This window comes from Pseudomonas sp. No.21 (assembly GCF_054558415.1).
This window is the reverse complement of record NZ_BAAJNO010000004.1, coordinates 352464-366239: the sequence shown is the minus strand read 5'-3', so window position 1 is coordinate 366239 and position 13776 is coordinate 352464. Positions and strand designations below refer to the sequence as shown.

General features: G+C 69.2%; 10 protein-coding genes and 2 pseudogenes. 10 read left to right on the top strand and 2 right to left on the bottom strand.

Annotated features, from left to right (window positions below; all coding sequences use genetic code 11):
- Positions 1-1023, bottom strand: coding sequence for a patatin-like phospholipase family protein (locus ACYJSS_RS10095; protein WP_111261392.1), 1023 nt, complete (start codon positions 1021-1023; stop codon positions 1-3).
- A 202-nt stretch (positions 1024-1225) separates the two neighbouring features.
- On the opposite strand from ACYJSS_RS10095, the gene ACYJSS_RS10090 reads away from it, so the two are divergent.
- The 10 genes and pseudogenes from ACYJSS_RS10090 to ACYJSS_RS10045 all read left to right on the top strand — a co-directional run bounded on the left by ACYJSS_RS10090 (position 1226) and on the right by ACYJSS_RS10045 (position 12192).
- Positions 1226-1504, top strand: coding sequence for a hypothetical protein (locus tag ACYJSS_RS10090; RefSeq protein ID WP_111261393.1), 279 nt, complete (start codon positions 1226-1228; stop codon positions 1502-1504).
- A gap of 219 nt (positions 1505-1723) precedes the next feature.
- Entirely contained in the window at positions 1724-3157 is a 1434-nt protein-coding gene (locus tag ACYJSS_RS10085; protein WP_236206476.1) for an MFS transporter, read from the top strand.
- Between the two features lie 115 nt (positions 3158-3272).
- Complete coding sequence (locus ACYJSS_RS10080; RefSeq protein WP_111261395.1) at positions 3273-3881, top strand: flavin reductase family protein; 609 nt, start codon at positions 3273-3275, stop codon at positions 3879-3881.
- A 211-nt stretch (positions 3882-4092) separates the two neighbouring features.
- Positions 4093-5202 (top strand): annotated as a pseudogene (locus ACYJSS_RS10075) (HAMP domain-containing protein); the annotation flags it as partial.
- Positions 5203-5547: 345 nt separating this feature from the next.
- A pseudogene (locus ACYJSS_RS10070) lies at positions 5548-6057 on the top strand (methyl-accepting chemotaxis protein); the annotation flags it as partial.
- A gap of 374 nt (positions 6058-6431) precedes the next feature.
- On the top strand, positions 6432-7349 hold the full coding sequence (locus ACYJSS_RS10065; RefSeq protein ID WP_111261397.1) for an AAA family ATPase: 918 nt from the start codon (positions 6432-6434) through the stop codon (positions 7347-7349).
- A complete protein-coding gene (locus tag ACYJSS_RS10060; RefSeq protein WP_178082947.1) occupies positions 7319-8308 on the top strand; it encodes a DUF58 domain-containing protein in 990 nt (329 codons plus the stop codon). The genes ACYJSS_RS10065 and ACYJSS_RS10060 overlap by 31 nt, the downstream gene beginning before the upstream one ends.
- The gene (locus ACYJSS_RS10055; RefSeq protein ID WP_111261399.1) at positions 8305-10299 is read left to right on the top strand and encodes a transglutaminase TgpA family protein; all 1995 of its coding nucleotides are present in this window, start codon (positions 8305-8307) and stop codon (positions 10297-10299) included. Before ACYJSS_RS10060 ends, ACYJSS_RS10055 begins: the two co-directional genes overlap by 4 nt.
- Positions 10300-10334: 35 nt before the next feature.
- On the top strand, positions 10335-11096 hold the full coding sequence (locus tag ACYJSS_RS10050; protein ID WP_236206475.1) for a CHAD domain-containing protein: 762 nt from the start codon (positions 10335-10337) through the stop codon (positions 11094-11096).
- Between the two features lie 298 nt (positions 11097-11394).
- On the top strand, positions 11395-12192 hold the full coding sequence (locus ACYJSS_RS10045) for an acyl-CoA thioesterase (protein WP_111261401.1): 798 nt from the start codon (positions 11395-11397) through the stop codon (positions 12190-12192).
- 4 nt (positions 12193-12196) lie between these two features.
- On the opposite strand, the gene ACYJSS_RS10040 is transcribed toward ACYJSS_RS10045, so the two are convergent.
- Entirely contained in the window at positions 12197-13771 is a 1575-nt protein-coding gene (locus tag ACYJSS_RS10040) for a GGDEF domain-containing protein (RefSeq protein ID WP_236206474.1), read from the bottom strand.
- Positions 13772-13776: the final 5 nt, after the last annotated feature.

Here is a 13776-nt window from a genome sequence, read left to right as displayed (position 1 = left end):
TCAGTCCTGCTCGTACTTCTCCAGGGTGTCGCGGGCGATCTGGCGGCCCAGCTGGATCAGCTCCGGCGCCTTGTAGAACTCGAAGAAGCGGCATACGCGCTTGGGCACGTTGATCAGCACGTCCGGCGGGTAGCCGGCGATCTTGTACTGCGCGAGCGAAGTCTGCATCACCTCGAAACTCTGGTTCACCAGGTCCAGCAGCGAGGCCGGGCCGACGCTGGCGACCACCTGCGAGCCGCTGGCCGAACTCGGCGCGCCTTCCTTCTGCGGCGCTGCGGCCGGCTGCTGGGCGCCGGGTGCCGCAGCGTCCTCGACCCAGGGATTGGCGATGGGCGCGGTGGCGCCCTCGAGCAGCAATTCCTCTTCGATGCCGCGCTTGCGGAAGGGCAGGCGCTCGCCGAGGGAGCTCATCATCTGGTCGATGCGGCCCTTGAAGGCCGGTGGCCGTTCGATCACCGGCAGCTGGTACTGCTTCTGGTTGGTGGAGTTGAGGTTGACGGCGATGATCAGGTCGCAATGGCTGGAAACCACCGGCACGATCGGCAGCGGGTTGAGCAGGCCGCCGTCCACCAGCATGCGCGAGCCCTGCATCACCGGGGTGAACAGGCTGGGAATGGCCGCCGAGGCGCGCATGGCCTGGTGCAGGCAGCCTTCCTGGAACCAGATTTCCTGCTGGTTGGTGAGGTCGGTGGCGACGGCGGTGTAGGGGATGGCCAGGTCTTCGATATCGATCTCGCCGACGATCTCGCGGATGCGCCCGAACACCTTTTCGCCCCGGATGGCGCCAAGGCGGAAGCTGACGTCGAGCAGGCGCAGCACATCGAGGTAGTCGAGGCTCTCGGTCCATTCGCGGTATTCATCCAGCTTGCCGGCGGCGTAGATGCCCCCGACCACCGCGCCCATGGAGCAACCGGCGATGCAGGCGATCTCGTAGCCCCGCGCCTCGATTTCCTGGATCACGCCGATATGGGCATAGCCCCGGGCCCCGCCGGAGCCGAGGACCAGTGCGACACGCTTGCTCATGACTTCACCTTTTCCTACACAAGGGGCAGACGATACCTGTGGGAAAGGGCGAGGCCAAGTGAATGGACGTCTCTGTGTCGCGCGCATGCGACGACGGCCTGGAAAGCGTCGGAGGAAGGGCACTGCGCGGAATTTTTCCTGTTCCGTACCGTCTTAACCCCCATTAGACTCATGGCCATTTCACATCCCGAGGAGAACCCCCATGAAAGCCTGGATCAGCCTGCCCTTGATCGTGCTGGTGCTCGCCGGTTGCGCTGGCAAGACGGCCTACCGCGACAGCTGCGGTTCCCAGCTCGACGCTGCCTGGAGAGAGCTCGACCTGGCCAAGGCCGAAGGCTTCGCCGGCACCGTCAGCTACTCCAAGGCGCTGGGCCTGCTCACCGCAGCCAAGACCGAACAGCAGTTCGAGCGCTTCGAGGGCTGCACTGCCAAGGCCGACAAGGCGCGCTTCTACATCCGCGAGTCCCGCGCCGGGCGCTGAGGCGCCGGGGTGGCAAGAGCCGGGGCATGCCCCGGCTTTTTTGTGGGCGCCTGCCGGCCTGAGAACGCGGGGACGCAGTGGAACCTCTCGCCTCAGTGCCCGCCGGCATCGCGCATAGCCCTTTCCTATCCGTATTATCAAAGAAATATCTTGTTTAATTTGTCACCTTGCTCCTAATATCCAAGTCATTACTTGTGTAAATGCCTGGAGAGACACCTGATGGACACCACTGCCTCCCTCGATTCCCAGCCCACCGCCAGTTGGGGCGAACTGCTCAGCGGGCGCAACGGCCTGATGGCGGTGGCGCTCACCGGCGGTGTCGCGCTGCACGCGATCAACGTGCACATCGTCACCACGGTGCTGCCCTCGGTGGTGCGCGAGATCGGGGGGCTGGACTGGTATGCGTGGAATACCACCCTGTTCGTGGTGGCCTCCATCGTCGGTGCCGCGCTGGCATCGCGCCTGCTCGCCGTCGGTGGGCCGCGTGGCGCGTGCCTGGCGGCGCTGGTGGTGTTCGCCCTGGGCTCGGTGGGCTGCGCGACGGCGCAGACGATGCCCTGGATGCTCGCTGCGCGGGCGGTGCAGGGGTTGGGCGGTGGCCTGCTGGCGGCCCTGAGCTATGCGCTGATCCGCGTGGTGTTCGCACCGCCGCTGTGGCCGCGCGCGGTGGCGCTGGTGTCCGGCATGTGGGGCGTGGCGACGCTCTGTGGCCCGGCCGTGGGTGGCTTGTTCGCCGAGGCCGGGCACTGGCGCTGGGCCTTCTGGTCGCTGCTGCCGGTGGCCCTGTTCCAGGTCCTGCTGGTAATGGCCCAGTTGCGCCCGCGCGCCGATGACGCCGAGGCGGACGCGCTGCCGGGCATCCCGGTGCTGCAGATCGGCCTGCTGGCCGCCTCTGTCCTGGCGGTGGCGGCGGGCAGCCTGTCGCCGCAGCTGCCCCTGCAAGCCCTCGGCGTGGCCGTGGGGCTGGCCCTCGGGGCGCTGGCGCTGGGCTGGGATCGTCGCGCGACCGTGCGCCTGCTGCCGTCCGGTGGCGCTTCGCTGGGCAGCGCGCTGGGCGCCGTCTATGCCTGCGTGGCCTTGCTGCTGGCGGGCACCACCACCGAGATCTTCGTGCCCTATTTCCTCCAGGTGCTGCACGGCCAGACACCGCTGCTGGCGGGCTACCTGACGGCGGCCATGGCCGGGGGCTGGAGCCTGGGGTCGCTGCTGTCGTCCGGACACCACGGCGCCGGGGCGGCGCGCCTGCTGCGCGGCGGGCCGCTGCTCTGCGTGGCCGGGCTGCTGGCCCTGGCCTTGCTGATTCCGCTGGCGGGGGAGCTGGCCCATGCGCTGCGTACCCTGCTGGTGGGCGTTGCACTGGCGGCGGTGGGTGCGGGCGTGGGTATCGGCTGGCCGCACCTGCTGACCCGGGTGCTGGAGCTGGCGCCGCGTGGCGAGGAGAGTGCGGCATCCACCGCGATCACCACGGTGCAGCTCTACGGCATGGCCATCGGCGCGGCGCTCGCCGGCCTGGTGGCCAACGCCTCCGGGCTCAGCGTGCCGGGGGGCGTGGCCGGCGCCCAGTCGGCGGCGGTCTGGCTGTTCACAGGCTTCGCCCTGGCACCGCTGCTGGCCGCAGTGCTGGTCCGGCGCGTGGTCGGGCGGGCGCACTAGCAGGCTGCGTCGTCGGCATGCTTCAGCGGCCTGTTAGACGATCGCCGACTTTCCACGCGGGGGAGGGCGCGGGGCATAATCCACCCATCCCCCTCTCGCTTCCCCGGAGCCCCCGATGCAGCTCGACTTCACCACCCTCAGCCCGCTGGACGCCTATCGCTGGCTGGCGTCCACCGTCACTCCGCGCCCCATCGCCTGGGTTTCCAGCCAGGCCGCCGATGGCACCCTGAACCTCGCCCCCTTCAGTTTCTTCCAGGTGATCAGCGACGCGCCGCCGACATTGATGGTGAACGTCAACAACCGCGCCGACGGCAGCCTCAAGGACACCCTGCGCAACGTGCAGGAGACCGGTGAGCTGGTGATCCAGCTGGTGTCCCATGCGCTCGCCGATGCGATGAACGCCAGCTCCGCGCAGTTGCCGAGCGAGGTCAGCGAGTTCGAGGCCTGCGGCATCGCCAGCGAGCCTTCCGTGCGCGTGGCCCCGCCCCGGGTCAAGGGCGCGCCGGTGGCCTTCGAGTGCCGGCTGGTGGACGTGCAGCCCTACCCGCGCGAGAACCCCAACTGCCACCTGATCTTCGCCGAGGTGCTCCTGGCCCATGTCGACGAGTCGGTGCTCAACGAGCAGGGACGTGCCGACCCACACAAGCTGGACCTGGTGGGCCGTCTGGGCGGCAGCGCCTATGTACGCACCCAGGACACCTTCAACCTGGTGCGTCCGAGCTGAACGGGCACCGTCTTCGGGCGCCGGGGTGATGATTCTGGCGCCGATTCCCTGGCGTTCGCTCTGAAAGCGACCTCGACTTAGCTAAAACCTCCAATCGACCGGCCCCTGGCAGGGTTATGGCTTGTCGCCAGCATGGTCTCGCTCCTAAGTTCACGCTGTTGTCCCGGCAGCCTGTGAGGCGAGGCCGGCCATCCGGCGAGGAGGAGTCTCCATGGCATCGGTTCTGCAACGTGGTATCGCCAGCCTCGGTACGGCGAAGAAGCTGACCCTGGGGTTCGGCGTGGTGCTGCTGCTCACGGCGGTGGTGGCTGCCACGGGCTTCTCCGCGCTGCGCAGCGTGGCCGACGGCGCCGCCCTGCTGGAGCGCACCAACGCACTGGGTGGCGAGGTGCTGCGCATCCGCCTGATCGAGAAGGACTACGCCCTGACCGGCGATGCCAAGCAGGCCGAGGCGCTGCGCCAGGCGACCCAGGCGTTGCAGGAGCACGGCCAGGCCTTGGGGGCTGACCTCGGTGGCGCCAGCCAGCAGACGCTTGGGCAGGTGGAGCAGGCGGTGACCACCTACCGCGCGGCCTTCGACCGCTATGTGGAGCTCACCGACAACATGCGCCTGTCCCTGGAGGCGGCCAACTGGCTGGTGGTCAGTGCCTCCAACAGCCTCGACGTGCTGCAGTCGGGTCTCAACGAGGATGGGGTCGACCTGCTGAAGAGTTCCCAGGGCGCGGAAGGCGCCGAGATGGTCGCCCAGGGCGGCGAGATCAGCCGTGTCTACCAGTCCCTGCTGCTGGCGTTGAACCAGGCCCGCGTGCGCCTGGAGCAGAGCCGCAGCAGCGGCGATATCGACGAGAGCGCCATCCAGGAGGCGCTGGACGCACAGAAGCTCGCAGGCGAGCTGCGCGAGAGCATGAAGGACCCGGGCTACGCCGCGGTGCTCACCGAGGTGATCGGCAATATCGATTCGTTCAACGACCGACTCAAGGAATACACCGGCCACCTGCGCCAGCAGAAGGTGGAGTACCAGGCCCTGGTCGGCGCCGCAGAGCTGATAGTCGGCGCCGTCGACCAGGCCTATGGGCAGCAGAAGGAGGCGATGCTCGCCCAGCAGCGCGCGAGTTCCCTGCTGATCCTCTCGGCTAGCGCCCTGGCCCTGCTCATCGGCCTGGCGGCCACGGTGCTGATCGCGCTGCTGATCGTGCGGCCGTTGCAGCGGGTGATCGCGGTGGCGCGGCAGATTTCCGCCGGCGATCTGAGCGTCGAGATCGAGGTCGATCGCAGCGACGAGGTGGGCCAGTTGCTGGAGGCCATGCGCGGCATGTCGGCCAATCTGCGCGACATGGTCGGGCGCTTGCAGGGCGGGGTGGCGCAGATTTCCTCCTCGGCCCAGGCATTGTCCTCGGTCACCGAGCAGACCCGCGTCGGCGTCAACGGCCAGAAGCTGGAGACCGACCAGGTGGCCACCGCCATGAGCCAGATGACCGCCACGGTGCATGAGGTGGCGCGCAATGCCGAAGCGGCCGCCGCCTCGACGCAGAGCGCGGACAGCAAGGTCAGCAGCGGCAGCGAGGTGGTGCGCCAGACCCTGGGGCGGATCAACCAGCTGGCGGCGGCCATGCAGGCGGCGACCCAGAGCATCGAGCACCTGAGCCATGAAACCCAGAGCATCGGTTCGGTGCTGGACGTGATCAAGAGCGTGGCCGAGCAGACCAACCTGCTGGCCCTCAACGCCGCCATCGAGGCGGCACGTGCCGGCGAGCAGGGGCGCGGCTTCGCCGTGGTGGCCGACGAGGTGCGCGCGCTGGCCAAGCGCACCCAGCAGTCCACTGCCGAGATCGAGCGCCTGGTCGTCACCCTGCGCGATGGCGTGCGGCGCTCGGTCGAGCGCATGCAGGAAAGCGGGACGCTGGTGGAGATGACGGTGCAGGACGCCAACCACACCGAACTGGCCTTGAGCGGCATCGCCGAGGCGGTGTCGGTGATCCACCAGATGAACCAGCAGATCGCCGCCGCCGCCGAGCAGCAGAGCGCCGTGGCCGAAGAGATCAACCGCAGTGTCACCAGCATCCGTGACATCGCCGACCAGTCCGCGCTGGCCATGGAGGAAACCGCCAATTCCAGCACCCAGCTCGCCTCCCTGGGTCGGGACCTGCAGGCGATGGCGGGGCACTTCCGCCTCTGATACCCGGGCTGAAGCCCGGGCTACGGGCTGCCTGGTGGGAGCGGTTTCAACCGCGAATGGCAGGGTGGCTGGACCCTCGCGAATGCATTCGCGCTCTCTGCGTCAGCTGTTGTGGCTGTGAAGAAAGCGCTCAAGCGCGGTGTTTTCCGGGCATCCAGGAGTCTCAGCCACCTCTACCGCCCGGGTTTGCTTCGCTCTACACCACCCCAAGGAAGCCGCCAGCCTCGGCGCACGCAAGCGGTGATGCGCATATCAACGCAAAGCATGAGCATCCGTGACGGACCTGGCGCACGGTTTCGTCAGCAAAAATTGCAGGGCGCTTTGCCATCCCCGTGCCCACCGGTAGCATCGGCCCATTGTTTCGGGAGCCTGCGATGCGAACCAGACTGGATGCCTGCCTCAACGCCGTGAACCAGGTCGTGCTGGGCAAGGAGCCCCAGGTACGCCTGGCGCTGACCTGCCTGCTGGCCCGCGGTCACCTGTTGATCGAAGACCTGCCCGGCATGGGCAAGACCACCCTCAGCCATGCCTTGGCACGGGTGCTGGGGCTGAGCTTCCAGCGTATCCAGTTCACCTCGGACCTCTTGCCCGGCGACATCCTCGGTACTTCGGTGTTCGACAAGGACACCGGCCAGTTCGTCTTCCACCCCGGCCCGGTGTTCGCCGAGCTGGTGCTGGCCGACGAGATCAACCGCGCCACCCCCAAGAGCCAGAGTGCGCTGCTCGAAGCCATGGAGGAGGGCCAGGTGACCATCGAGGGGGCGACCCGGCCGCTGCCCGAGCCCTTCTTCGTCATCGCCACGCAGAACCCGGTGAGCCAGGGCGGCACCTTCGCCCTGCCGGAGTCGCAGCTGGACCGTTTCCTCATGCGCCTGTCGCTGGGCTACCCGGCCCGCGCGGCGGAAAAGGCGTTGCTGCTGGGCGAGGCGCGCCGCGAGATCCTGCCACGCCTGGACCCGGTGCTGGATCACGCCGAGCTGGCGCTCCTCCAGGCCGAGGTGCCGAAGATCCGCGTCAGCGACGCCCTGGTGGACTATGTGCTGCGCCTGGTGGAGGCGACCCGTTCCCACACCCGGTTCGCCTGGGGCCTGTCGCCACGGGCCAGCCTCGCACTGCTGGCCGCTGCCCGGGCCTGGGCGCTGCTGGCGGGGCGCGACTACGTGATCCCGGAGGACGTGCAGGCCGTGCTGCCCTCGGTGGTCGGCCACCGCCTGCGTGAACAGGCCGACCCGGCCGGCCACGGCGGCGGCGCCCTGGTGCAGTGGCTTCTGCGCGAAGTCCCGGCGCTCTGATGCTCAAGCAGCGCGTGCGGCCGCGCTGGAACCGCTGGCTGGCGAAGCGGATCCCGCCTGCGGCCGAGGTGCGCCTCAACCAGCGGCGCATCTTCATCATCCCCACGCGCACCGGGCTGGCCTTCGGCATCGCCCTGGTGCTGATGCTGCTGGCGGCGATCAACTACCAGAACAGCCTGGCCTACGGCCTGACCTTCCTGCTGCTGTCGGTGTTCATCCTGACCATCCTCCACACCTTCCGTAACCTCGCCGGCATGACCCTGCGCGCGGCAGGAGCCCCGGCGGTGTTCGTGGGCGAGCGTGCGCGCTTCCAGGTGCGCCTGGAGAGCGAGCGCCAGCCGCACCAGGCGATCGCCCTGGGCTGGCCCCCGGCCGAGCTGCAGGCGCAGGATGTGCCCGCCGCCGGTTCCTGCGACTGCGAGGTCGACCTGCCGGCCGAGCGCCGTGGCTGGCTGCGGCCCGGGCGCCTGCGAGTGGAAAGCCGTTTCCCCCTCGGCCTGCTGGTGGCCTGGAGCTGGGTGGACCTCGACCAGGCGGCGCTGGTCTATCCGCGCCCGTTGCCCGGCGACCTGCCCATGGGCACCGGTGGCCGCCGGGATGACGAAGAGGACGGCGTGCGGGTGCTCGGTCGCGGCGCAGACGACTACCAGGGGCTCAAGCCCTATCAGCCCGGCGACTCGCGGCGGCGCCTGCACTGGAAGGCCTATTCCCGGGGCCAGGGCCTGTTCATCAAGGATTTCGCCGTCCTCGCCGGGGCCGATCTGTGGCTCGACCTGGACGGCCTGGAGGGCGAGCTGGAAAGCCGCCTCTCGCTGCTCTGCCACTGGGTGCTGACCTTCACCGAACGCGGCCAGCCCTTCGGCCTGCGCCTCGGCGGCGAGGAGTTGCGCCCGGCCACCGGCGAGCCGCACCGCGATGCCTGCCTGCGCGCGCTGGCGCTCTACGGGGTGGCGCGATGAGCACGGTGCAGCCGATCCCGCGCATCGCCCTGACCTGGTTGCTGGTGGCCCAGGTGCTGGTGATCCTGCCGCACCTGTTCCACCTGCCGTTGTGGATCATCGGGCTTTGGCTGGTCTGCGCCGGCTGGCGGATACAGGTGTTCCGCATGCGCGCGCGCTACCCCAGCGGCCTGGCCAAGGTGCTGATGATGCTCGGTGCCGGCGCGGGGGTGCTGCTGTCCCGGGGCAGCCTGATCGGCCTCGATGCCGGCGTGGTGCTGCTGGTGGCGGCCTTCATTCTCAAGCTGGTGGAGATGCGTACGCGGCGCGATGCGCTGGTGTTGATCTTCCTCGGCTTCTTCACCGTGGTGACGGCCTACCTCTTCGACGACGGCATGCTCGCCGCCCTCTACAGCCTGCTGCCGGTGATTGCGTTGCTGGCCGCGTTGATCGGCCTGCAGCAGAGCGCCTTCGCCGCCCGCCCGCTGGCCACCCTGCGCCTGGCGGCGACGCTGCTGGCCCAGGCACTGCCGCTGATGCTGCTCTTGTTCCTGTTCTTCCCGCGCATGGGGCCGCTGTGGTCCCTGCCGCTGCCCAGCGACAAGGGCGTCACCGGGCTGTCCGACAGCATGGCGCCGGCCGATATCGCCGAGCTCAGCCAGTCCGCCGAGCTGGCTTTCCGCGCCAGCTTCGAGGGCGCGCCGCCGCCGCGCCGCGAGCTGTACTGGCGTGCGCTGACCCTGGAGCGTTTCGACGGCCGTCGCTGGTCGCAGTCCGAAGCCAGCCAGTTCAACTCCCCCGCGCAGTGGGTAAAACGCGGCGAGCCGCTGGACTACAGCGTGGTGATGCAGCCCAGCGCACGGCCCTGGTTGTTCACCCTGGACGTGGGCGAGACCCGCCTCGAAGACACCCGCCAGATGATCGACTACCACCTGCAACGGCGGCTCCCGGTGGACCGCTCGCTGTTGTACCGGGTGACCTCCTGGCCCGAGGCGGTGCGTGACCCGGAGCTCGACGAGCGCGTGCGCCGGCGCACCCTGCAGTTGCCGGAACAGGGGGACCCGCGCAGCCGCGCCTGGGCCGCCGAGCTCAAGGCCCGGCACCCGGCGACGGAGGACCTGGTGCAGGCGCTGCTGCAGCATTTCAATCGCGAGCCCTTCGTCTACACGCTGAAGCCACCGCCGGGCGGGGCGAACAGCGTGGACGAATTCCTCTTCGACAGCCGCCGCGGCTTCTGCGCCCACTACGCCGGCGCGATGACCTTCGTGCTGCGTTCCGCCGGTGTGCCCGCGCGGATCGTGGCCGGCTACCAGGGCGGCGAGATCAACCCGACGGGCAACTATGTGGCGGTGCGCCAGTTCGATGCCCACGCCTGGGTCGAGTACTGGACCCCGGAGAAGGGCTGGAGCAGCGTCGACCCGACCTTCCAGGTGGCGCCCAACCGCATCGAGCAGGGGCTGGAGGAGGCGGTGGCCGGGGAGCAGAGCTTCCTCGAGAACTCGCCCTTCTCGCCGCTGCGCTATCGCCAGGTGAGCTGGGTGAACCAGCTGCGCCTGACCTGGGACCAGCTCAACTACGGTTGGCAGCGCTGGGTCCTGGGCTACCAGGGCGAGGTGCAGATGCAGGTGCTGCAGCGCTGGTTCGGTGCCCTCGACGGCCGCACCTTCGCGCTCTTGCTGGTGGGCGGTGGAGGCGTGCTGGTGGGCCTGGTGGCGCTGTTCATGTTCAAGCCCTGGCGCCGCGAGCGCGACCCGCAGCTGCGCCTGTTCCAGGGATTCGAGCGTGCGCTTGGCCGCCAGGGGGTGCGTCGGGGCAAGGGCGAGGGCCCGCGTGACTACGCCGCACGTGCGGCGCGGGCGCTGCCGGCACAGGCCGGGCTGATCGAGGAATTCGCGCGCCGCTACGAGGCTCTGCGCTATGCTGGCGAGCCATTGCCACCGGCAGAGCTCGCGCAGGCGCTGAAGGCCTTGCGCAGGGCGCTGCCCTGGCGCCTTACCCGCGTGGAGCGCTGATCGGAAGCGCGCCCGCCTGCCCGGATGACCCTTCCATGCCTGCCATGCTCGACGACCTGATCGCCCAGGTGCTGACCCTCGAAATCAAGCTGCTGTCGTGCCGTGCGCGCCTCGAAGCCGGCACCGATGGCGAGGCCCTGCACGACCTGCGCATCAACACCCGGCGCCTGCGCAGCCTGCTGCGCCCCCTGCGGGACCTGCCCGCTGCCCAGGTGCTGAACGAGGCGGCCCGCGAGGTCGGGGCACTGAGCACGCCGCTGCGTGACCTGGAAGTGCTGATCGTCGAACTGGAAAGCCAGGGGCTCGCCGCTCTGGCCGAGCCGCGCCGCCAGCGGTTGCGCGAAGGCCATGCCGCGCTGCTGGCGAGCCCGGCCCTGGTGCAGTTGTTCCGCGTGCTGGATGCCTGGCCGCAACTGCTGCGCATCTCCCATCGCGAAGGGTTGCTGGTGAAGCCGCGCAAGACCGTGCGCAAGCACCTGGCCCGGGACTGGAAGCGCCTGGAGCGGGCGCTGGCCGACCCGGCCCACGACCGCCATCGCCTGCGCCTGCTGATCAAGCGCGTGCGCTACGGTGGCGATGCCTACCCGCAGTGGGTGGAGGCTTCCGCCAAGGCCCAGCGCCTGCTCAAGGGCGCGCAGGCCGCTCTCGGCAAATGGCATGACCGCCTGCAATGGCTGCTCATCGCCGAGCAGGAGCCTGACCTCGCCCCGCGGGTGAAGGCCTGGCGCGTCGCCATGCACGCCGCCGAGGTGCGTTCGGACCGGGTGCTGGACAAGCTGCAGGCGAGCCTGGGCTGATCCCTTCCTCGCCGTTGATTCCTTTGTAGGTCGGGTGCAACCCGACTGCTCCCTGCAGGGTTGCTTCGTGGGTTCACCCGCCCGGCGGTGGGTGTTCCGGGAGGCCCCGCATCGATGGGATTCGCTTCGCTCTTCCCATCCTGCGTCGCGGGTGCGATCCCGAAGGCGCCATCAGCGCGCCTGATGCCCTGGCATTTTTCCCCTCCCCGTTGTCGCTACCCGCTTGAAGGTCGGCTTTCTAGCGCCTGGGCAATCCCCTAACATCCCTCCACTTTCGAATTCAGCGGGTGAGTGGACCATGAAGTTTTCCCAGTTGATCCAGGCCGTTCGCAACAATCCTGGCGAGGTCCTGGTGCCCAGCGCCTGGGCCCAGGGCCGAGCCAGTTTCGGTGGCCTGGTGGCCGCGCTGGCCTATGAGGCGATGAGCGCCAAGGTGGGTGAAGGACGCCCGGTGCGGTCGCTGGCGATCACCTTCGTCGGCCCGCTGGAAGCCGAGGTGCCGGCGAGCTTCGAGGCCGAGGTGCTGCGCGAGGGGCGGGCGGTGAGCCAGATGTTCTGCCGCGCGGTGCAGAACGGCCAGACGGTGGTGGTGGTGCAGGGCAGTTTTGGCGCCTCGCGTGAGTCGGCCATCGATGTACAGGCCGACCCGGCACCGGTGATCAAGCCGGCGGAGGAGTGCCAGGAGCTGCCCTTCCTGCGTGGCGTGACCCCCGATTTCACCCGTTTCCTGGCCATGCGCTGGGGCATCGGCAGCATGCCGTTCACCAACAATCCGGCTCGCGAGATGGGCGGCTGGGTGCGCTTCCGGGGCGAGCTCGAGGATGAGCCGGCCGGAATCGCCCACCTGCTGGCGCTGGTGGACGCCTGGCCGCCGGCGGTGCTGCCGCACCTGCGCAGCCCGGCACCGGGCAGTTCGCTGACCTGGACCATCGAGTTCGTGCAGCCGTTGCCGACCGTGGGCACCCTGGACTGGTGCCTGTACCGCGCCGAGATCGACCACGCCCGTGACGGCTATGGCCATGTCTCGGCGCGCCTCTGGTCGCCTTCCGGCGAGCTGGTGGCGCTGAGCCGGCAGACGGTCACCGTCTTCGGTTGAGGCGTCAGAGGGACGCCACCTCCACCCGGTTGCGTCCGGCCTGCTTGGCGGCATAGAGCGCCGCATCGGCGCGGCCGAGCAGGGATTCCAGGGTTTCTCCGGGGCGCTTCCCGGCGATCCCCAGGCTGAGCGTCAGGCGCAGTACATCACCCCCGGCGAGGTCCACGCGCAGGGCCTCGACTCCGGCGCGAAGGCGCTCGGCCACCAGCGCGGCCTTGCCGTCCCCGGTCTCCGGCAGGATGGCCGCGAACTCCTCGCCACCCAGGCGCCCGAGGACATCGACGCCGCGCAGGCATTCACGCATCACCCGTGCGACGGCGCGCAGCGCTTCGTCGCCGATGGCGTGGCCATGGCCGTCGTTGACCGACTTGAAGTGGTCGATGTCCATCATCAGCACCGAGCACGGATGGCCGAAGCGTTCGGCCTGGCGCAGCATGTCTTCGGCGCGCTGCATGAAGGCGCGGCGGTTGTCGAGGCCGGTGAGGCCGTCGGTGGTGGCCAGGGTCAGCAGCTCGTGCTCCATGCGCTTGCGCAGGCTGATGTCGTAGCTCCAGACCAGGTGCGCAGGCTCGCCCTCGAGCTCGACGATACGGCCGAACACCACGCCCCAGTAAGGGGCGGTCTTGCCCAGCAGCGCCTCCCAGTCATCGATCTGGCGACGTGCCTCCAGGGCGGCGCGGAAGCGATGGGCTTCGGATTCGGCGGCGAACAGCCGGTCCAGGGAGAACTGCGAGCCACGCTGCAGGCCCTGGCGGACGATCAGGCGCTGGTTGACGAAATGCACCCGGCCGGATTCCGCGCCGATCAGGGCGACGTCGCTGGGGCTGGCCTCGAGGATGTGCTTGAGCAGTTCGCGGCCTTCGCTGAGGGCGAGGGTGCGCGCCTCGACGCGGCTTTCCAGGGTGTGTGCGAGTTCGCCAAGGCTCTCGCTCAGGCGCCGGGCCTCGCGGAAGCTGTAGATCAGGTGGGTGACCAGCAGGGCGCCGCCCACCAGCAGGCCGAGCAAGGCCCAGGCGAGCTTGCTGAAGTAGCCGTAGAGACGCTGGCGTTCTTCGTCCAGTTCGTTGGCCAGGGAGATGTTGGCGGCCACCATGACCTCGTGCATGGCGCGTTGCAGCGGCGGCAGCTCGCTGAGGATTTCGGCGCTGGTGGCGCGGGCCGAGGCCTGGTCGTTCCAGTCGACGCGCTCCAGCCAGCGCTGGCTGAGTTCGGAGACGCGTTGCAGGGTGCGGGTTGTTTCCGGGCGCGCCGTGGGCAGGAAGTCGAACAGGTGATGGCCTTCGACGGGGCGCGACAGGCTGCGCAGCACACCGAGGCGGACCACCAGTTGCGTGGCGCCGCTGTGGCCCTGTTCGATGTGCTGCGCTTCCTCCAGCAGGCGGTCCATGCCGTTGCGGATCTGGTAGACCTGCCACAGCTCGCCATGGGAGCCGGGGCGGCCGAGCTGCCGTGCCTCGTTCACCACCAGCCACAGCGAGCCCCCGGCGGTGATCGCCATGACCAGCATGAGAACCAGGAGGACCGCCATCACCAGCCGCTTGCGCGGCAGGGAAATACTGTCGGCAAAACTGTCGGGCATGGTCG